Origin of the sequence: Algoriphagus litoralis (assembly GCF_003259255.1) — a bacterium.
Lineage (GTDB): Bacteria > Bacteroidota > Bacteroidia > Cytophagales > Cyclobacteriaceae > Algoriphagus > Algoriphagus litoralis.
Genome location: NZ_QGOL01000007.1, coordinates 1 through 19626, shown reverse-complemented (window position 1 = coordinate 19626; position 19626 = coordinate 1). Strand labels below are relative to the sequence as shown.

18 protein-coding genes and 1 tRNA gene are annotated in these 19626 nt (G+C 44.0%); 10 read left to right on the top strand and 9 right to left on the bottom strand.

Annotated features, from left to right (window positions below):
* The first annotated feature begins 3 nt into the window (after positions 1 to 3).
* Positions 4 to 1194 (top strand): hypothetical protein, encoded by a 1191-nt coding sequence (locus DK188_RS07695; RefSeq protein WP_111670246.1) that lies wholly within the window; start codon positions 4 to 6, stop codon positions 1192 to 1194.
* A 28-nt stretch (positions 1195 to 1222) separates the two neighbouring features.
* Here the strand turns inward: DK188_RS07695 and pyrE are convergent, their stop codons facing one another.
* On the bottom strand, positions 1223 to 1867 hold the full coding sequence (pyrE, locus tag DK188_RS07690; RefSeq protein ID WP_111670245.1) for an orotate phosphoribosyltransferase: 645 nt from the start codon (positions 1865 to 1867) through the stop codon (positions 1223 to 1225).
* A 95-nt stretch (positions 1868 to 1962) separates the two neighbouring features.
* Here pyrE and DK188_RS07685 point away from each other — a divergent pair, with 95 nt between their 5' ends.
* Positions 1963 to 2640 (top strand): NUDIX hydrolase, encoded by a 678-nt coding sequence (locus tag DK188_RS07685; protein ID WP_111670244.1) that lies wholly within the window; start codon positions 1963 to 1965, stop codon positions 2638 to 2640.
* Here DK188_RS07685 and coaD read toward each other — a convergent pair.
* The 4 genes from coaD to DK188_RS07665 are packed head-to-tail and all read right to left on the bottom strand — an operon-like array spanning position 2637 to position 5070.
* Positions 2637 to 3092, bottom strand: a complete 456-nt coding sequence (gene coaD, locus DK188_RS07680) for a pantetheine-phosphate adenylyltransferase (RefSeq protein ID WP_111670243.1) — start codon at positions 3090 to 3092, stop codon at positions 2637 to 2639. The genes DK188_RS07685 and coaD overlap by 4 nt on opposite strands.
* 3 nt (positions 3093 to 3095) lie before the next feature.
* Positions 3096 to 3914, bottom strand: coding sequence for a DUF3822 family protein (locus tag DK188_RS07675; RefSeq protein ID WP_157963191.1), 819 nt, complete (start codon positions 3912 to 3914; stop codon positions 3096 to 3098).
* Positions 3915 to 3926: 12 nt separating this feature from the next.
* Positions 3927 to 4511 (bottom strand): hypothetical protein, encoded by a 585-nt coding sequence (locus DK188_RS07670; protein WP_111670241.1) that lies wholly within the window; start codon positions 4509 to 4511, stop codon positions 3927 to 3929.
* A 49-nt stretch (positions 4512 to 4560) separates the two neighbouring features.
* The gene (locus DK188_RS07665) at positions 4561 to 5070 is read right to left on the bottom strand and encodes an NUDIX domain-containing protein (RefSeq protein WP_111670240.1); all 510 of its coding nucleotides are present in this window, start codon (positions 5068 to 5070) and stop codon (positions 4561 to 4563) included.
* Positions 5071 to 5085: 15 nt separating this feature from the next.
* Here DK188_RS07665 and DK188_RS07660 point away from each other — a divergent pair, with 15 nt between their 5' ends.
* The 4 genes from DK188_RS07660 (at position 5086) to DK188_RS07645 (ending at position 10076) form a co-directional block, all read left to right on the top strand.
* Positions 5086 to 6534, top strand: a complete 1449-nt coding sequence (locus DK188_RS07660) for an ATP-dependent DNA helicase (protein ID WP_111670239.1) — start codon at positions 5086 to 5088, stop codon at positions 6532 to 6534.
* A 148-nt stretch (positions 6535 to 6682) separates the two neighbouring features.
* Entirely contained in the window at positions 6683 to 7081 is a 399-nt protein-coding gene (locus DK188_RS07655) for a DUF1573 domain-containing protein (RefSeq protein ID WP_111670238.1), read from the top strand.
* A gap of 244 nt (positions 7082 to 7325) precedes the next feature.
* Positions 7326 to 9071 (top strand): ABC transporter ATP-binding protein, encoded by a 1746-nt coding sequence (locus DK188_RS07650; protein WP_111670237.1) that lies wholly within the window; start codon positions 7326 to 7328, stop codon positions 9069 to 9071.
* Between the two features lie 15 nt (positions 9072 to 9086).
* Complete coding sequence (locus DK188_RS07645; RefSeq protein ID WP_111670236.1) at positions 9087 to 10076, top strand: metallophosphoesterase family protein; 990 nt, start codon at positions 9087 to 9089, stop codon at positions 10074 to 10076.
* Here DK188_RS07645 and DK188_RS07640 read toward each other — a convergent pair.
* The gene (locus DK188_RS07640; protein ID WP_111670235.1) at positions 10073 to 11017 is read right to left on the bottom strand and encodes an EamA family transporter; all 945 of its coding nucleotides are present in this window, start codon (positions 11015 to 11017) and stop codon (positions 10073 to 10075) included. The two genes, DK188_RS07645 and DK188_RS07640, sit on opposite strands and share 4 nt — an antisense overlap.
* Positions 11018 to 11131: 114 nt before the next feature.
* Here DK188_RS07640 and DK188_RS07635 point away from each other — a divergent pair, with 114 nt between their 5' ends.
* Positions 11132 to 11623: a GNAT family N-acetyltransferase gene (locus tag DK188_RS07635; RefSeq protein ID WP_111670234.1), complete on the top strand. Its 492-nt coding sequence runs from the start codon at positions 11132 to 11134 to the stop codon at positions 11621 to 11623.
* A 28-nt stretch (positions 11624 to 11651) separates the two neighbouring features.
* The gene (locus DK188_RS07630) at positions 11652 to 12284 is read left to right on the top strand and encodes a hypothetical protein (RefSeq protein WP_111670233.1); all 633 of its coding nucleotides are present in this window, start codon (positions 11652 to 11654) and stop codon (positions 12282 to 12284) included.
* A gap of 94 nt (positions 12285 to 12378) precedes the next feature.
* Here the strand turns inward: DK188_RS07630 and DK188_RS07625 are convergent, their stop codons facing one another.
* The gene (locus DK188_RS07625) at positions 12379 to 16215 is read right to left on the bottom strand and encodes a PVC-type heme-binding CxxCH protein (RefSeq protein WP_111670232.1); all 3837 of its coding nucleotides are present in this window, start codon (positions 16213 to 16215) and stop codon (positions 12379 to 12381) included.
* Positions 16216 to 16600: 385 nt separating this feature from the next.
* Here DK188_RS07625 and DK188_RS07620 point away from each other — a divergent pair, with 385 nt between their 5' ends.
* Positions 16601 to 17671 carry an AI-2E family transporter gene (locus DK188_RS07620; protein WP_111670231.1) on the top strand — a complete coding sequence of 357 codons (1071 nt, stop codon included), beginning with the start codon at positions 16601 to 16603 and terminating at the stop codon, positions 17669 to 17671.
* A 37-nt stretch (positions 17672 to 17708) separates the two neighbouring features.
* Here DK188_RS07620 and DK188_RS07615 read toward each other — a convergent pair.
* Together DK188_RS07615 and DK188_RS07610 are read right to left on the bottom strand one after the other, a co-directional pair.
* Positions 17709 to 17789, bottom strand: a tRNA-Leu gene (locus tag DK188_RS07615).
* Between the two features lie 107 nt (positions 17790 to 17896).
* Positions 17897 to 19318, bottom strand: a complete 1422-nt coding sequence (locus DK188_RS07610; RefSeq protein WP_111670230.1) for an alanine/glycine:cation symporter family protein — start codon at positions 19316 to 19318, stop codon at positions 17897 to 17899.
* A gap of 107 nt (positions 19319 to 19425) precedes the next feature.
* Between DK188_RS07610 and DK188_RS21690 the strand changes: the two genes are divergently transcribed.
* The coding region (locus DK188_RS21690) for a hypothetical protein (RefSeq protein ID WP_232825684.1) at positions 19426 to 19626 on the top strand (201 nt) is incomplete at its 3' end.

Sequence of the window (19626 nt, the reverse complement as noted above, 5' to 3'; positions counted from 1 at the left end):
TCCATGATTGAATCCTTCCGATCCCGGTTTAACGCATCTTTTACCCCTGAAAAATACCAGGCGCTATTGGATGATATTGCCTCGGATTTTCAATATAAGCCCACTTTCAGAATAGCGGAGACGCCCTTTTTTATTCCCAAAAGCCTTGGCAAACAAATCCTTCAGGCTAGCCAGGAGGTGATTGATTTTATCAAAAGACCAGATTTCAAAGAATTGACCCAAAGGTCTGTCGAGCTGAATACTTCCGTCCCAAATGAGGACGAGCATACCCAGTTTTTAGCCATTGATTTTGGGATTTGTGAAGAAAATGGACAGTTGATTCCCAAACTCATCGAGGTTCAGGGATTTCCCTCCATTTTCAACTTTCAGTTTAATCTCTTCCGAAAATACCTTACCCATTATCCCTTTCTCGCTGAGTTGTCGCCTTATCCACAAGGAGTGAACGAATCGATCTACCTTGACTTGCTCAAGGAAGTGGTATTTGGAAATTATTCTGCCGAAGAAGTGGTATTGCTGGAAATTGAGCCGGAAAAGCAAAACACGAAAATCGACTTTTATTACGCCAAAAAGGATCTCGGAATTCAGATCGAATGTGTTACCGAGGTTATCAAAGTAGGCCGGCAATTGTTTTATGTCAATGCAGCCGGAGTGAAAGTCAGAATTCGAAGGATTTACAACCGGGTAATATTTGATGAACTGGATCTGAGAAAAGATCTAAAGTTGGCCTTTAGTTTTGAAGAAGAACTGGATGTGGAATGGGCAGGTCATCCAAATTGGTATACGCGAATTTCGAAATTCATTCTTCCCTATTTACGTGGGGACTATTTTATCGAGACCAAATTGCTTAGCGAACTGGAAGTGATTCCCGATGATTTGGAAAATTATGTTTTGAAGCCATTGTTTTCATTTTCCGGAGCCGGTGTGGTTTTTCATGTGAAAAAGGAAGACGTGGAAGCTGTAAAGGATAAGGACCTGTTTATTTTGCAAAAGAAGGTTCACTATGCTCCCGTCGTGGAATCACCCGATGGAAAGGTCAAAGTGGAGGTTCGAATCCTCTGCCTCTGGCCAGAGAAAGATCAAAGTCCAACCATCGTTGGTAATCTGGTCCGACTCAGTCGGGGAGAGATGATCGGTGTGAAATTCAATAAGGACAAAGACTGGGTAGGTGGATCAATCGGTCTTTTCGAAAAGTAAAAAAGCCGGAAGTTCCGGCTTTCATTTTTTATTGCTTCCAGCTTCCTGGATCTTTTCTCCACTCGGCGAGTGATTCGAGCATTTCGGAAGAGACATAGTTGCGCTTGACAGCGATTGGCAATAGCGCATCATAATGACTCAAACAGACAAGTTTAACACCGGCATTGGCAAAGTTTTGGGCAGCTACTTCGAAGCCATAGCTAAATATGGCAACCATGCCTAAGACGTCAAATCCTGCATTTTTTAAGTCTTCGGCAGCCTTGAGCGAGCTTCCTCCTGTAGAGACTAGATCCTCAACAACTACTACTTTTTGACCTGGTGTGACTTTGCCTTCGATCATATTTTCCATGCCGTGACCTTTGGGTTTGGATCGGACGTAGATGAATGGAAGCCCGAGTTCATTGGCGATCAATGCTCCTTGAGGAATTCCCGCAGTTGCTACGCCGGCTATTGCTTCTACATTTTGAAAAAAATGTGTAACACTATCGACCAGGCTATTTTTGATCATATTTCTCACTTCTGGAAAAGAAAGTGAAAGTCTATTGTCACAATAAATTGGTGATTTCCAGCCTGATGCCCAAGTGAAGGGCTTTTCCGGTTGGAGCCTAATGGCTTGTATTTCGAGGAGTTTGTCGGCAACTTCGGCCGCTATGCTTTGGTCTAATATTTCCATGGTTTAAAATTAATGGAATCATTCACCTTAAGATTGTACTGCCTGATTTTTTTATGCATTTTTGACCGACGCACTTTATCCAGCAGAGTCTTACCATGAGAATCTTTGTCAATGACAAGCCAATGGAGTTGATCGGTTATGATGAGCTCGATCCAGCCAAATCATACGATTACATCTTTTCCAATCTTGAGGAGTTTCCAGCAGATATGGAGTGGGCAGATGATATTCTTTTTCATGAACCCAGCCAGGATCTCATTATCCGGCTGCTTTATTTGCTTCGGACTCGAAAAATGAAGGAACTTGATTCCATCACGTTGGTCACCAAGGACAAGAAAGCGATGAAGAATTTCATCAAAAGCCGCTTTGTGATTATCAAAGCTGCTGGAGGGATTGTCTCGAAAAAAAACAAAATCCTCATGATCTATCGCCTTGGGAAGTGGGACTTTCCCAAAGGGAAGTTTGACAAAGGCGAGACACCTGCTGAATGTGCCAAAAGGGAAGTCGAAGAAGAAACCAATGTCAAAGTGAAGCTCGGCGTACATATCTGCAACACGTGGCATACGTATACTCAAAATCGTAAAAGTATCCTGAAAAAGACCTACTGGTTTGCAATGGATTCGGTTAACGATGCTGGTATGAAACCGCAGGAAGAAGAGGGAATTGAGGAAATTTTGTGGCTTTCAGAGGGAGATGCCAAAACTGCGTTGATCAACTCCTATCCATCGATGCGGTATTTGTTCAAACAGTACCTGAAAAACCATATCAAAATCTAAATCGGAAAAGGCAAAAATTCACTTACGTCCCCACCGTAGCGGTGTACCTCCCTGATCACGGTAGAACTGATCGCGGCATACTGCGGCGAGGTGATCAAAAAAACCGTTTCAAGTTCTGGGTTTAGGTACCTGTTCATTTGACTGATGGTGTTTTCGTATTCGAAGTCAGTTGTATTTCGTAATCCACGAATAAGAAATTGAGCTTGGTATTTTTTGGCTAGGGTTGAGGTAAGTTCATTGTAAACCACCACCTGTACCCTGGGCTCCTCAGCATATACTCCTTTAATCTTGGAGACCATCAGATCCACGTCGAAGTAGCGATTTTTTTTTGTGGAGTTGTAGCCGATACTGACAATCACTTCGTCAAAAAGGTTGAGACTACGCAAGACGATATCATGGTGTCCCATCGTAAAAGGATCGAATGAACCCGGAAAAATTGCTGTTTTCTTCATGGATTAATCGTATTGCCAGTAGGTCTCAAAGATATTCTCTTCCTTCAGATGTTTGAATCCATGGGAATAATTCTGATTGGCATGAGGATTTGCCAGTTTGAAGTTCTGGAAATAATCATTTCCCCAATCTTCTGTGATTTTACTGGAATTAGTTGCTCCAAATATACTGATCCTGACATAGTTGCGGTCATATTTGAGCTGCTCTATGGTGATCAAAATGTACTTGAGAATGTCTTCTTTTGAAGATATCTCAAACATATTAAAGAGGCTAAGATCCTGATCAGTGAATGCGGCCAGGTAAATATGAGACTGGAAATAATACACCAAAATCTCCTGACCGATTAGGTTGAAGCGTTCTTTAAACAGATAAGAAAGGAAGGAACAGCCGCCGTGATGGAGTGTGATTTCTGAATATCTCGCTTCGAGATTTTTCTTAAGCTCTGAGGAGATAAGGCTTACAATCTGTAAGTTGTTGCTATCCAAAGACGAGGAGAAATACTTAGCTGAAGGGGGGACTTCTGTGGCGAATCCCAGGTAGTTTTGCTCTTTACCAGGCTGGTAAAGTACCCCGGGGATCAATCCAAAGGTCGGCTGATGAAAATAGATTTTGACCGGTACATCTTGCTTTAGCAGCGGGTCAGAACTGAAAAATCCCTCCAACTTTCCAAGGCTAAAATTCGAATAATTGTGAATTCCAATGTTAGCCTGATTTTGATCTTTGGCAAAAATAATCAGTGATTTAGGGTAAATAAAAAGTGATAAGCTCGAGATGTCAACCACATCAAACTTATCACTTTTATACACCTTCAGGTTGTTTTCCAAAATCCAGAGGGATTATTTCCAGTTACCTTCAGTAGATGCGTCTGTTCTTGAACCCACTCTTAATGCTTTTTCTTTGTTATTGGCTCTTCGCTCAGGGTTGATCGGTGAAGGGTCTCTGATTTCGAACACGTTCACTAGGTAACCTCCTGTTTTTTCAACTTTGTCTGCAAAGAATTCAAATTGCTTTCCTCCAGATCCTGGAACTACAGGCAGCAGGTCGATATTGAAGTCTGGATATTTTCGCTCATTGAATAAAGAATCCATTACTGCAACTGATCCAAGGGTATCAAACTGCACGGTGATCTCTTCAGCTCCGTAGTCAAGCAATTTTGTGGTCTCTTTCCGCTGAACCATCCAAATTGTCCCGTTTTCAATGAACATCTTCAATGAATCCCAGGTGCTTGCATATTTTCCGTTAGAGGCTTGGTATGCTAGCTGAGCTTCTCTGAGCATTTCCAACTTTTCGATGGTAGCTGCTTCCAGCAAAGCAATTCTTTTTTCTTCTTCAACTACATCATTTACACCCTTCCATAGGAGGTAACCCAGGACCATGGCTACAACGAAGAAAACAACTGAGAGAATTTTTGTAAGATTCATTTTGATAAAGATTTAGAAATCTGGTTAAGGTTGAGGTTTTTAAAACGTGCTATTTTATGGAAATATTTCCAAAATTAAAATATCCATTCCACAATCCCAGCTCAGAAAGGGATTTAATTCCCCAAAATACCTGATGAAGGGAATCTTTTGGAATACTTTTTATTTCACTGATGGTTTTCCAAGAGATTTCGTCCAAGATTTGATTTGCTCCTGAAAGTTCAGGGTCTTTTCCCAATTTAACACTGCCGTTTATCCTTTTTACCGCAAAAAAATGCTCCATGGCATGCAGCGGGGGATTTAAGTATTCATGTACGAATAGGTAGCTGACAACCTCCACATTGAGATTTGTTTCTTCCAGATATTCTCTTTGCAGGTTTTCTTTAGCATCAGTGCCATAGATCATTCCACCACCTGGTACTGACCAGAGAATTTTTCCCCCACCCATGTGATGCTTGAGCATCAGCAGCTTGTCATTTTCGATTAGGATACCATTGACGCGGACTCTAAGCTGGTTACCAAATTTTGATTCGATTTCTTTGCTGATTTCGTCTTGTGGCATTTACATTCGTGGAATATGGGTAAAGATAATCAGGCAAACTTTAAGCCTTCCGAACTACTTGGTAAATATTTTCCCTTTGCTCCCACGCTGGGTCAGGCGGAGTTTTTTAGACGAATGGATTTTTTTCTTTTAAAAAAAGCCGAAGAAAAGCCCGTTTTTGTATTGAAAGGCTATGCGGGTACTGGGAAGACTTCGCTTACTTCTGCTCTCGTGAAAGTCCTTCCCAAAATGGAGATGCGCTCGCTGCTCCTTGCGCCTACCGGACGGGCTGCCAAGGTGATGAGTAACTATTCCGGCAGAGGAGCTTATACAATCCACAAGATCATTTATAAACCTAAGGGAGATCCCGGTACTATGGGAGGGGGCTTTATCCTACAGAAAAATTATTTTAAAGACACCGTCTTCATCGTGGATGAGTCGTCCATGCTGGCAGATGATGGAGGGATGTCCGGCAATTTACTTTGGGATTTGATCCAGTATGTATTCTCAGGCAAGGACAACCGCTTGCTCTTAATCGGGGATACCGCACAACTTCCTCCTGTAGGCAGTGAGTACAGCCCTGCACTGGATGCAGGGTACCTGCTTCGCCAATATCGCTTGGAAGCCGACCAAATCGAACTCTCGGAGGTCATGCGCCAACGCTTGGAATCTGGAATTCTTTTCAACGCCACTGCTCTGCGGGATCAACTCCTAAACCAAGAACCCAAAGTTGTTATCCAAACCGGTGGATTCAAGGACACCTTTAAAATGACCTCTGAGAGACTTGAGGATGGTCTCCGATATGCCTATGGGAAATACGGTACGGAGAATACTACTATTGTTACACGCTCCAACAAGTCCGCAGTCCAATACAACTTATTTATCAGGAGGGTCATCCATTTCTACGAAGAAGAGATCAATTCGGGAGATCTATTGATGATAGTGAAAAACAACTATACCTATATGGCCGAATCAGAGAAAGTGAATTTTCTGGCCAATGGGGATATGGTCGAGGTGATGAAGATCAGAAATTTCGAAGAGATGTATGGTTTAAGGTTTGCAACCTTGGAACTTAGACTGCTGGATTATCCAGAGGAGCCTTTTTTTGAGGCAAAGGTTATTTTGGATACCCTTTATTCTCCGAGTCCTTCGCTGACACGGGAACAATACCGAAGTCTCTATGATCTGGTATCTCAGGACTATGCGGATGTCGCCAATAAAACAGAGCGAATGGAACTGATTCGAAAGGATCCTTACCTCAATGCCCTTCAGGTGAAGTTTGCCTATGCGCTCACTTGTCATAAGGCACAGGGCGGACAATGGAAAGCGGTCTTTGTAGATCAGGGCTTTCTCAATGAGGAGCAGGTGGACCGGGATTTTGTCCGATGGCTCTACACAGCTATCACTAGAGCAACGGAAGAGTTGTATTTGGTCAATTTTGCCCCCAGATTCTTTGTAAAAGTTGCTGATTCAACTTCCGGGTAGGGAATCTTATCAATTTTTACATTTATTAACAATTATGAACTTTCAGATTGGCATGTTATTTTCACTTTTGGAATCAAATAGCGCCAATGCTTGTTTATGCGTTGGTAGTTACTTTCCGATATCTTTGAAAACTAATTCTAATAAAACCATGAAAAAACTAGGACTTCTATTGACACTATTTGCCTTTGCACTGGTGTTTCAGGCCAAGGCACAAGAATCTGCGTCTGGCGCTGTGATCACTTTCAAAGAAAAATCTGTGGATTTTGGTGATATCGTGCAGGGAGCAAAAGTAGAACACACATTTACGCTGACCAATTCCGGCACTGTTCCTTTAGTGATCTCAAATGTTGCCGCTACCTGCGGTTGCACGGTTCCAAGCTGGCCAAAAGAGCCTGTGGCTCCAGGAAGCTCTGCTGAAATTAAAGTTTCTTTTAATTCGGCTGGAAAAATGGGGAAACAAAACTCTGTGGTAAGGATCTATTCCAATGCTACTGAACCAATTGAGAAAGTGTCTCTAATCTCTAATGTTCTTCCAAAGACAAACTAATTTGTTTTGCATATTTCATTCAAAAGCCTGTTTATAGTAATATGACAGGCTTTTTTTATGTCAACTGTGGATTTTTCTTTGGATTATTTTTCAAATGAAAGAGCTATTTCTTCGACGTGTTCTTTTGAATTTTTGAACCTCTAGATCCAACTGGTTTTTGTCCAATTATTTATTCATTTAAAATCCCATTTTGATTGAACCCCGATTTTAATTTCGGGGTTTGTCATTTTACATCTACTCAACCATGGCAAAAACAAAAGAACGCCGCGTAACCATGGGCCAGGTCTTCAAGACTATCATTTGGCCCAGAAGAAAGCATTTATTTTTAGGGCTTTTTCTCATCATCATCAGCCGCTTGGCCAGTTTGGTCCTTCCCGGCGCCAGCAAATACCTGATCGATGATGTCATTCCAAGCAATGACCTGAATATGCTGAAGTGGCTCATTATCGCAGTAGTAGCCGCTATTGTAGTTCAATCTGTCACATCCTATAGTCTGACGCAGATATTGAGTGTGGAGGCTCAGCATCTGATCGCTAAGCTCCGCTCTCAAGTGCAACGGCATATCATCAAGCTCCCGATTCGTTTTTTTGATAATGCCAAAACCGGAGAACTTGTCTCCCGGATCATGACCGATGTAGAAGGAGTCAGGAATCTCGTGGGTACAGGCTTTGCCCAAATGGTTGGAGGTGTACTTACTGCGGTGATTTCTTTGGTGCTGCTGATCCGGATCAGTCCCATGATGACGCTGTATGTTTTAGTCCCAGTGGCTGTTTTTGGCTTGGTTTCCCTGAAAGCATTCAGTAGGATTCGGCCGATTTTCAGAGAGCGGGGTAAAATCAACGCGCAAGTTACTGGCAGATTGACCGAAACGCTCGGTGGTATCCGGGTGATCAAAGGCTTCAATGCAGAGGCGCAGGAGATCAAGACCTTTGAAAAAGGGGTAGAGGAACTGTTTCTCAACGTGAAAGCCAGCCTTACTGCTACGAGTTTTGTGACTTCGGCTGGGGCACTACTGCTCGGCTTGGCTTCGGCTGGGATCATGGGTATCGGTGGCTACATGATCATGCAGGGGGAAATGACTTTCGGAGATTTCTTGGCTTTTACACTTTATTTGGGCTTTATGATCGCCCCGATTGTGCAGATGTCCAATATCGGTAGCCAATTGACAGAGGCCTTTGCCGGACTGGATCGTACCGAAGAAATCATGAATACGCCGCTGGAGTCGGATGACCGAACGAGAACCCGCACGCTAGACGCTATCGTAGGCGACGTGGAATTCGATCAGGTTTCTTTCGCCTACGAATCGGGCAAAGAAGTCGTAAAATCCATCAGTTTCAAAGCTCCAGCTGGTTCGGTGACCGCTTTGGTCGGGACTTCTGGTTCGGGGAAAACCACCATTGCAGGGCTCGCAGCCACTTTTCTCAATCCTGATTCCGGCAAGATCATCCTAGACGGACAAGATCTGCAGACCGTCACCCTTGACTCTTTTCGCTCGCAGTTGGGCGTGGTGCTTCAGGACGATTTCTTGTTTGAAGGCACTATTCGTGAAAATATTCTTTTTCCACGGCCAGATGCCACAGATGAGGAACTTCATAAAGCCGTAAAAGCAGCTCACGTGCAGGAGTTTTCTGATCGGTTTGAGATGGGACTCGATACGTTGATAGGGGAAAGGGGCGTGAAACTCTCCGGGGGTCAGCGACAGCGGATTGCTATTGCCAGGGCAATTTTGGCTGATCCGAGGATTTTGATCTTGGATGAAGCGACGTCCAACCTTGATACCGAATCGGAAACGCTCATCCAAGCCAGTTTGAAGGAATTGATGAAGGGCAGGACCACTTTTGTCATCGCTCACAGACTGAGTACGATCCGACAGGCGGATCAGATTCTGGTCATCGAGCAAGGGAAAATCGTCGAGCGGGGTAGGCATGACGATCTGATCGAGTTGCAGGGCAGATATTATCAATTGTATACCTATCAGGCTCGGATTTAATTAGTTTTGCCTGCCATGAAAAAGAAGTCCCACACATCAAATTCCAGAAGAGATTTTCTGAAAACCAGTTCGGTTTCAGTGCTTTCACTAGCCATTCCTGAATCTGTTTTGGATCTTTTTTCTTTCGGAGAAAAGCTCAGGATCGGCCTGATCTCAGATCTCCATCTCGATATCATTCACGATGGTCCGGAGCGATTGCAAGCTTTTCTCGAAGAGATGAAGTTGGAGAAACCCGATGCGCTGATCCAAATGGGTGATTTTGCCATTCCCAATCCAGAAAATTTGGCTTCCATTCAGGCCTTCAATGCTGCCCACACCCATGCTTTTCATGTCTTGGGGAATCATGATATGGATGGCGGTTTTTCCAAAAAGGAGGTAGCCCGAATTTTCGGGATGGAGGATCTCTATTATGCTGTGGATTTGGGTTCGGTTTTGTTACTTGTTTTGGATGGAAACGACCCTGACTCCCCGACCAAAAAGGGATTTTACGATTCCTACATCGGGCCTACTCAACAGGCTTGGCTAGCAGCCGAGTTGGAAAAATCCCAAAAACCATGCGTAATCATTTCCCATCAACCGATCGCCGGGATTTACACGATTGATAATGCGTCGGAAATTCAGGCGATTTTAAGCCGTTTTTCTTCCAAAATTCTGCTGGCGATTAATGGGCATGCGCATGTCGATCAGCAGGTGGAAGTAGGAGGGGTGAATTATGTCCATATCAACTCTGCCTCTTACTATTGGGTAGGTGAGGCACTCGAGCACGAGAGCCTTTCCCAAGAGATCCACCAAAAACACCCTTCGCTCAAATACACCTGTCCTTACCTGAAGCCACTTTTTGCGATGTTGACCATTGATCCTAAGGCCAAAAAAATCACAATTGAAGGCAAAAAGTCCGAATGGATTGGTCCATCTCCTTTCGAACTCGGCTACACGATTCTGACTGAAGCAGAGCAGGAAAAATACCTGCAACCTAAGATCAGCGACCGAAAAGTTAGAGTTTAGAAGGACTCGTTTGGAGTCGATTCGTGTGTGGTATTTTTTCCTTTCGTACTCAAAGTAAGGAGGACGATGGTAATCAGGATAAATATCGTCCCAAGCCAATCCATTGGGCCAAAGTAAATTCCCAACCAAACTACTGCTACTCCTGCTGCTGCTAGAGGTTCCACGCTGCAAAGCAAACTTGCTGTCGTCGCTCCGACGATCGTAACTGACTTCAGGAAAAAATAAAAGGCCAGCACACTTCCGAAAAGGATAATGTAAGCAAAAGCCAGAATTGCTTCGAAATCCCAGATCCCCTGCATTCCCCAGGGTTTGGTAAATGGAGCAAAGGCGATTCCTCCCAAGAGCATGCCCCAGCCTGTAATCGTAGCCGGTGAGTATCTCCGAAGCAGTCCAACAGGCTGAATGGTATAAAAAGCCAAGGCTACCGCTGACAGTATCCCCCAAAATAAGGCGGCTTCAGAAATCACTAAAGTGTCAAATGAACCATGCGTCACCAGTAGAAACGTGCCGACTAAAGCCAATGCTAAGGAGGCATATTCAGCTAAAATAGGCCATTTTCTGTTTTTGACTGCATAAAAAGCCACCACCAGCAAAGGCCCAGTGTACTGCAGTACCGTAGCTGTAGCGGCATTGGAAAGGGAGATGCTGTAGAAATAGGTAAACTGAACCGCGACCATCCCAAAAATACTGAACAGCAGGAGCCGGACTACGTCTGATGGTTTTTTCCAGATGAGAAAGGTGTCAGATCTTTTCTCACTCAAGGAAAACAATACCAAAATCACCCCAGCAATCAACATCCGCCAGCATACGAGCCAAGCCGGATCAAAGCCTTTTTGCTCAAAAAGATACTGTGCACAGGTACCCGATATCCCCCAAAAGACCGCCGAGGATACAGCCATAATCAGACCGGGTATTCGTTGGTATTTGGTGGGAAGAGGCATTAGGTTTTGGTGGATTTGGACACGAATATATCTTCAAAATTCAGATTTCAATTTTGATTTTTGCCTAGATTCAATTTTGGGATATTCCTCAAGTAGAACATATAGGAAATTTGTATGAAATTAATTTTTAGAAAGGCAGTTCAAGCGGATTCAGAAGCAATCTGGGGAATCATCGAGCCCGTCATCCGTGAAGGAAAGACGTATGTTTTTTCACCCGACTCTTCCAGAGAAAAGATGATGGAGTATTGGCTAGACAAAGATAAATCCACCTATGTAGCCGAGGTGGATGGCGTTATTTTGGGGACTTTTTTCCTAAAAGCGAATCAGCCCGACCGGGGAGCTCATATCGTCAATGCAGGGTACATGGTCTCTCCGAAAGCAAGAGGAAAAGGAATCGGAAAAGCGATGGCGGAGTTTTCCTTTGAGGAGGCAAAGCGGCTGGGTTTTCTGGCCATGCAGTTTAATTATGTGGTGAAAAGTAATAACGCGGCCGTTTCGCTTTGGACCAAATTAGGATTTGAAATCGTCGGGGAAGTACCTGAGGCTTTTTTACATCCCGATTTGGGTCCGACCAATGTTTTGATACTCTACAGGAAACTTCAGTAGTAAGTCGACGGGCCTCTAAAGCCATATTTTGAAAGTTTCTAACTTAAATCTGGTTTCGCCTCTTGACCAAATCACCGAATTGCTTAATTTGAGATCAGGAACAGCCAGAAGACTCACTCTGCACATAACGGAAATACACGAAACTGGGGAGAGGAAGATTTACATGAATGTTGTAGGGTATAGGTTAAATGAGCAAATGGACAAAGTTGAATTAACGGCAAACGAAAGAGAAGAACTTAAACGGATAATCGAGCAAGCCAAGACCTACAGGGAAAGAAAATTAAAGGAGTTGACACTAATAACTATCGGAGTACTGACTTTAGGACTTGGAATCAGCTACTGGACTGGTAATCTCTCGTCGACAATTTTTCTCGTTGTATTGTCACTCGGACTTATGATGTTTGTCGTATCCTTGTTCGCTTGGTATATGGCTGGACTTCCAATAAATAAAATGGAAAAAGATCTTGCATTAGAAAAAAGGACAGGAATCTCACAGATTAAAACCATAAACATTTTTAATAGGAGAATTCGACTTGTGGACGGGACTACTGTCTATGAGGGAGATTCATTTTATGGAAAGTGGACAAAAGGTGATAAAATATTTTATCGGACGACAAATAGCGGAGAACATTTATTTGAATGCAAAAGAGTGGAGTCATAACTACGCCCTACAACAACGGCTATTATGCTTTACTTTTGATAAATTAATTTTAAAGGATAAAAGTAAAGATCCATAGCTATCCGCTAAATTCCCCTTACTCCACCCGCTTATTCGTTTTCAGATATCCCATTAAATTGACGATTTCTGCCTGAGTCAGATTTTCAAATAAGCCTGATGGCATCATGGAGACGTCAGTTGCCTCACGAGAAAGGATGCCGGATTTGTTGATCACCACTTGATCCTGTCCGACTATCCGCAGCGTGATTTGGCGCTGGTTTTCAGAGATAATATTGCCAGAATAGGTTCGACCATCCCGAGTATTGATCACGACCATTTTGTAGTCATCCTGGATTTCAGCACTGGGTTCCAAGACATTCATCAGGATGTATTCCGGGTCGGTTCTATTGGAACCAGTCAGATCAGGACCCATGACTCCACCTTCTCCGTACATTTTGTGGCAGCTTCCACAGGATTTGTTGAAGATCGTTTTGCCAGTTTTCAAGTTGGCACTTGCCAATGCTTGCGTGGTGAGCATCGATCGGTATTTCTCATAAGCTGCTTTATCGCTTGGAACTTGCTCAATTGGACCCCAAACCTCAATAAACCCACTACCAACTACCCGAAGTAGCTGTCTAGCTACACTGGCGGGAACTTCGGATTTCGCGATCTTCTTTTCTTTCAGTTGTTGCGTGACCATATTTCCATAGCGGGCTCGGGATGAGAGCGTTTGCATAGCTTCAAGTTTTTCCTCCGGGGAGAAGCTTGGGTACTTTTCCAAAAGCAAATTCCCCAGCCCATCATTGTCAAATGCAGCAATGGCTCGAATCGCATCCAGTCGCATAGTAGGTTCCTGAAATAATTTTGGGATTTCGGCGATGAGCAAACTTTGCTGTTGAGCGGCGAGGGTTTGTAGGGATCTTTTTCGCTGATCGATGGGGGCAGACTTATTCTTTAGCGTAGCCAAAGCCCGCTGAGTAGCTTCTCGGTCACCAAACAAACTGGAGATTTCCAAAGCTAGAGTTTGCTGTTTTCCGCCTGATTTCTGGATTTTCTCGGCTACAGCCTTCCAATTAGCCGGTGTATTAAGGTCAGTTCTGCCTTCCATTCCACTGAGCATGCCTGACAATAGCAGTTCAGTATTTGGGCCTCCTTTTCCGATCAGCGCTACCAGTTTTTCGATTTGGTCTCCATCCACAGTTCTTCTGCCCATGTTTTCGGTGACAAAACTGAGTTTTGATTTGGGGGCAAGTTCAAGGAATTTATCAGAATTTTGGGCAAAGAGAGGTTCGATTCCATACCAAAGCATTTTTGGAAGATTGTGATCTTTTTCGTCTTCGGCATGCTGGATCAAGCGCTCTGCAAGGGTCCATTTTTCTTCCAAGGGAATCCGCTGCAAAGCTGAAGTCAGGTACAGTCTGACAACAGGGGAGGAGTCGTCTTTTGCCATGGATTTGAACTTTTCCAAGGCTTCTTTACTCGGTTTCATATCCTCACAGAGCAATTGGATAGCCCAAGCTCGGATGTATGGATCTTTGTCAGAAAGGGAATTGATGAGTTCTTTTTCTGAAAATCCGCCGATTTGGTGAAGTGTCCACATCGCACGAAGCCGGAAGTCTGGATTTTTGTCATTGGCAAAAATCTGTTTCAAGGCAGGATTGGTCTTGGAGTCGAGCTTTTTATTCACAGCTCGCTTGTGCAAAATTCCACGAGCCCGGCGAGAATGCCAATCTGAAGTATTTGTCTGCAGAGCCACCAGCTGCGCATCCGTCATTTTATTCAGGTCTGAATACCTTCCTGGAAAATCCTTTGCCAGGGATTTTTCGGGCATAATTCTAAAGATTCGACCAGTTTCTTCATTCAAAACTTCTTTTCCGCAGATATCCGCATCATGCCAATCCAAGGCATAAAGCCCTCCGTCCGGTCCGATTTCCATGCTGAATCCCACCCATTGGGCATTATTGGCCATCATGAATTCATCCCCGTGTTTCCCTTCATAGCCCGAGCCTTTGGGAACTAGAATGTCCGAAAGCACCCCATGCTCATGGATATTTGCCATGAAGATTCGTCCCTGTTCTTCCTTTGGAAAAGCATCAGATTGATACACTCTGGCGCCTCCATGAGCGGATCGATGACTGTGATTTGCGATGGTTTTGATGTCTTCGTAGACAAAAGGATTGAAATGCTGGCCACCTTGCCGATGGTAAATTCCTCCCGGCACGACATGCCAAAGGTGGGGAATCACGCAGGCAGTCATCAGAAGTTGTCCTTTGGCATCGTAGTCGATTCCCCAGGGATTGCTAAAGCCATGTGCCACCACTTCAAATCGATCCTTGACCGGATGATAGCGCCACACGCCACCGTTGATGTCTACCCCGTCTTTTTCCAATAAATCCTCCGGAAAAGGATCTTTGTGGTAGTACAATTTGGCATCGCTATCACCTTTTGGCTTACGGATTTTGGATGGTGTGGCAAAACCCTGTAGCCCATATAGCCAACCATCCGGTCCCCAGTGAAGGCTATTGAGCGTCTCGTGTCGATCCCGGATTCCCCAACCCGTCAGGAGGATTTGGATGTCGTTCATATCGGCTTTGTCATCTCCGTTTTTATCAGGAACAAAAATCAAATTGGGCGGCGCACCTATAAAAACCCCGTCAAAGCCGACAGCCAGTGCAGCAGGGAAGGCCAAACCTTCCATGAAGACCTTTTGACTATCCGCGGCACCATCCCCATTGGTGTCTTCCAAAATCAGAATTCGGCTGTCTCCTGAATTGGAAAAGCCATACCCACGCGATTCGTAATCCTTGTTTTCTGCAATCCAAAGCCTGCCCCGATCATCCCAAGCGAATGCCATGGGTTGGGTCATCATCGGTTCAGATGCCCACACGTTGACCTTGTATCCGGGTTTGATTGTCATGGCCTCGACAGCTTCCTCCGCAGTTAGAAATTTGGCATTTCTCCCTTCCTCTTGGGCAAGACCCCAAAGTTCAGTGGTCGAATACATACCCTCTCTTCCGGAGAATTTGCCCCAAGATTCAGTGATGTTCACATCATTGAATTCACTGGTATAGACCAATAGGCGAAGTTTTATCGTCTCGGTTTTTCCGGCAGGAATGACCCAATCTCCATCTTTTGTAAAAGCTGGCCCAAGGCCAAGCTGTCCATCTACACGCCATTTATTGGGATAGCCTCTGTTTTCTGGATGATCAAAAACCGCCACATTCACCCGATCTTCTCGGCCTTCTATGGTCATTCCGACATTAGCCCACATGGAGGGCTGTCCTTCTGCTTGTTCGTTCTTTTGTCGCGCAGCGTTGACGATTTCTCCATCTATTCCTTCTTTCCAAGGCATTCTCAGGAAAAGACTCCCGTAGTCATATTGGCCGATAGTGACATTCGTTTTTGCTTCTCCTTTCCACTCCAGATCAAGGAGGTATTCGCCGTTTACCTCACTTAAGGTCCAGTTTTGGGTTTCTTCCATCACTGCATTTCCAAGTGAATCCAGTAGCTGATAAATCGTCTGCCATTTCACTTCCTCCCCGCTTTCTTCCACGATATTCAAGGCAACTTTTTTCCAATAATCCCCCTGAGGATTATGAAAGTAATCCCGACCATTCACACGGGTTAGTCCCCAATACAAACCTGTCTGATGCTTATGGTGTCCGGGGCTGTATTCTGTCAAAACCCCTTTTCCGTCAGGTGCTTGAATGGGATGGATATAGGGTCGAAATTCCTCTTTGGCGTTTTGAACCAGGATGGGTTCATTCTTACCCTGCCTGAAAACGGATAGCGTGCCTTCGCTTTCGTTTTGGATTAAAGTCAGAGGTGTGAGTTCATCAGATTTTTCTGTCTCCGAATTTTGATTTGGCTTGCAGCCAAAAATGATCAATAGAAGTAAAAAGCCATAGGAATAAAATGCTCGGAAAACACGCATAGAAATGGTCAATTGGGTTGGGCTTGAAAATCTTTCTGGACACTTTTTGATTTCTCCAGATCAATATAAAAAAAAGCGATTGGGAATTCTAAAATTCCTAACGCTCAGGCAATTTGATTCAAAGCGAGTCCTAAGCTTTTTAAATTTTCCGCTCCTCACCAAAAGCCAAAACAAACAGACACCGAACGCCCCCCTCCATGAGGGCAAGATGTCGAGGTGAAACTTACTAAAATTTGGCTACTGGCAGAATTTCGGATATTCTTGGTGAGCTTTTCAAAATGAGCGAAAAAAAATCCACTCTAAATCCAAGTCCTTGAAATTGATCCTCATGTAGGGAGCTGTTTCTTTTGCCAAAAGAGTAAATTCGAGAATATTAAAAAGAATCATGAATCGAATTCAAAACATCGCCTACTTCTTGATCATTCTTGTATTGGGTGCCATTATTTTGATTGAAGGTTCGTTTATTTTGGTTCCTCTAGTTTGGGGGATATTTTTCGCAGTGGCCTTGAATCCTATTTCTTCTTGGCTTGAGCGCAAAAGAATCCCCAGAGGTTTGGCCGTTTTCACGAGCATCCTCATGGTCAGTCTGGTGTCCTTAGGCATATTTTATCTGCTGGTAAATCAGATGCTGGGGTTGATCAAGGAAATCCCTGAGATTGGGAATAATCTGGAGTCTAAGTTAAGTAGGTATTTGCAGGAGCTGAGCCAACTGGTCGGTATAGACCTTGCAATGCCAGTTCAGGGGATTTCTTTTTTCCCGGAAGGAGATTTTAACAAAACCCTTATTGAAACGGGAAAATCTCTGACTTTGGCGGGTATTGTCCCTCTGTATACGTTCCTACTGATCTATTACAAAGATTTCTTCATGGAGTTTTTGGTACGGATTTCAACACAAAACAAAGATCAGATTCTGACTTGGGCAGAGGATTCCGGCCGTGTCATTCAATCCTATTTAGTAGGACTGATCCGAGTCACCGGAATTGTAGCGATACTGGCTGGGACCTTCTTTTATTTTTTAGGGGTGAACTATTTCATCCTGTTTGCCGCCTTCATTGCCATTCTTAACCTGATCCCTTACGTGGGGGTATTTATCTCCTCTTTTTTTGTGATCCTCTATGTATTCCTTACTACTGATTCTCTGGTCTATCCGATTGTGACTTTTGCGGTGCTTTGGGGTATTCAGCTCCTTGAAAATAATATCATCACCCCACTGGTGGTCGGTTCAAAGGTGAAGGTAAATGCCTTGGCCGTTATATTGGCCATTTTACTTGGAGGTTGGCTTTGGGGTATTTCGGGTATGGTCCTGTTTATACCTTTGGTAGGGGTTTTGAAGATTACCTTAGAAAAAAATCCGGACCTGAGTCCTTATGCCTACTTGTTGGGAGATGAAATACCAGTTACCGAAGAGAAAGAAAATTTCTTCAGACTGTTTCAGAACCGATTTTTTAAAAAATAAAAAAAGCAGGCCATATGACCTGCTTTTCTTGCACTTGTGCGGATGAAAGGATTCGAACCTTCACACCAAAGGCGCTGCCACCTGAAAGCAGTGCGTCTACCAATTTCGCCACATCCGCAAGGAAATTCTTTTGCAAATTAAGTAAATCTATGCCGTCCAAACTATCCCGGACTTTAATAAAATCCGATCCGGTCACGGCTTCACTTTAATGAAGTTGATTTTCAATCATTTCCACAAGTCGGTATTTTCAATCCCATTTTCTTTTGCTATAAAAACGGGATCTTTTCCTGCTTTACGCTGTCTTTTGTAGTCCTCGAAAGCTTTGAAGGCTGGTTTTCTAAGTAGGAAGATCGCCACAATATTCAGCCAAGCCATCATGCCCACGCCGATGTCTCCAAGTGTCCAAGCCACTTCTGCGGTTTTCACCGAGCCATAAAATGTCGCGCCTAAGATGGCAAGCTGTAAAATTCTCACCGACCACTTAGACGTCTTGTTTCTTGTCAAATAGCTAAGATTGGCCTCTGCAATAAAGTAGTAAGCCATAATGGTGGTAAAGGCAAAAAACAAGAGAGAAATGGCCACAAATCCCTTTCCGATACTTGGGAAATGTGTTCCGATGGCAAATTGGGTGAACTCAGGTCCATAGGGTATACCCGGTAGATTTTCTACCAAAAAGCCCCCCTCGGGATTCACCACATTAAACTGTCCAGTGAATAAAATCATCAAGGCCGTAGCGGTACACACAAATAACGTATCCACATACACGGAAAAGGCCTGAACCATCCCTTGTTTGACCGGGTGAGATACCTCAGCCGCCGCAGCTGCGTGCGGTGCAGTGCCTTGTCCTGCTTCATTGGAATAAATCCCACGCTTGACACCCCAAGCGATAGCCATCCCAAAAACCCCACTGTATGTCGCCTCTAAATTGAAGGCAGAACTGATGATCAGGCCAAAGATCGCCGGGACCTCGGTGATGTTCATGACAATAATAATTACTGCCATCAGGATATAGGCCAAGGCCATAAAAGGTACCACGACTTCAGCTACTTTGCTGATTCGCTTCACGCCACCAATGATGATCATGCCCAGAAAGAAGGTGATTAGAATGCCTGTATACTGCACAGGAATGTCGAAGGCGTTGTTTGCACTGAGCGCAATACTGTTACTCTGCACTCCGGGAAGGAAAAGGACTGTACTGAGAATAGTGGCGATGGCAAAAACAACCGCATACCACTTGATTCCAAGACCTTTTTCGATGTAATAGGCAGGTCCACCACGATATACTCCGTTATTGACTTCCTTGTAGATTTGGCCTAGGGTGGACTCGATAAATGCAGATGATGCTCCTAAAAAGGCGATTACCCACATCCAGAAAATAGCTCCAGGACCACCCATTGCAATGGCGGTGGCTACACCCGCGATATTTCCGGTTCCCACTCGTCCAGAAATGGCGATCGCAAAAGCCTGAAATGACGAAACTCCTTTTTCAGAAGCTTTGCCACCAAACAGTAGCCGGATCATTTCTTGGAAATAAGAAATTTGGACAAATTTTGTTGCAAAAGAAAAATAAACTCCAGCCGCCAAGCACAAAAATATTAGCGCGTTACTCCAGATTATTCCATTGATTGTATTGATAATTTCTGTCATGTATTGCTACAAGTTTTTTTATAAAATGATGGTTTTTTCAAATTTGGATTGAAAAGAAGAGTAAGAAGCATAAAAAATATGAAAAAGCAGATATAAGTGGTTTAGAAATGATGCATCCTAAGTGGATTTTGGTTGTGTTTTTAAGGGTCGCTAGAATCAAAAAAGCCTTTGAATTTTCATCCAAAGGCTTCCTAAAACTAAGTCGGGGTGGCAGGATTCGGATTTCGACCTTCCCGATCGCTATCGGGACGAGATACCGGGCTACGCTACGAACTTGGAAAAGAAAAAAGCCTTTGAATTTTCATCCA

Coding starts and splice junctions, on each gene's coding strand:
- pyrE (WP_111670245.1), bottom strand. CDS start 1,867: ATGGAAATATTAGACCAAAGCATAGCGGCCGAAGTTGCCGACAAACTC.
- DK188_RS07655 (WP_111670238.1), top strand. CDS start 6,683: ATGAAAAAACTAGGACTTCTATTGACACTATTTGCCTTTGCACTGGTG.
- DK188_RS07650 (WP_111670237.1), top strand. CDS start 7,326: ATGGCAAAAACAAAAGAACGCCGCGTAACCATGGGCCAGGTCTTCAAG.
- DK188_RS07660 (WP_111670239.1), top strand. CDS start 5,086: ATGGGTAAAGATAATCAGGCAAACTTTAAGCCTTCCGAACTACTTGGT.
- DK188_RS07625 (WP_111670232.1), bottom strand. CDS start 16,215: ATGCGTGTTTTCCGAGCATTTTATTCCTATGGCTTTTTACTTCTATTG.
- DK188_RS07645 (WP_111670236.1), top strand. CDS start 9,087: ATGAAAAAGAAGTCCCACACATCAAATTCCAGAAGAGATTTTCTGAAA.
- DK188_RS07635 (WP_111670234.1), top strand. CDS start 11,132: ATGAAATTAATTTTTAGAAAGGCAGTTCAAGCGGATTCAGAAGCAATC.
- DK188_RS07685 (WP_111670244.1), top strand. CDS start 1,963: ATGAGAATCTTTGTCAATGACAAGCCAATGGAGTTGATCGGTTATGAT.
- DK188_RS07665 (WP_111670240.1), bottom strand. CDS start 5,070: ATGCCACAAGACGAAATCAGCAAAGAAATCGAATCAAAATTTGGTAAC.
- DK188_RS07610 (WP_111670230.1), bottom strand. CDS start 19,318: ATGACAGAAATTATCAATACAATCAATGGAATAATCTGGAGTAACGCG.
- coaD (WP_111670243.1), bottom strand. CDS start 3,092: ATGAAGAAAACAGCAATTTTTCCGGGTTCATTCGATCCTTTTACGATG.
- DK188_RS07620 (WP_111670231.1), top strand. CDS start 16,601: ATGAATCGAATTCAAAACATCGCCTACTTCTTGATCATTCTTGTATTG.
- DK188_RS07640 (WP_111670235.1), bottom strand. CDS start 11,017: ATGCCTCTTCCCACCAAATACCAACGAATACCCGGTCTGATTATGGCT.
- DK188_RS07670 (WP_111670241.1), bottom strand. CDS start 4,511: ATGAATCTTACAAAAATTCTCTCAGTTGTTTTCTTCGTTGTAGCCATG.
- DK188_RS07695 (WP_111670246.1), top strand. CDS start 4: ATGATTGAATCCTTCCGATCCCGGTTTAACGCATCTTTTACCCCTGAA.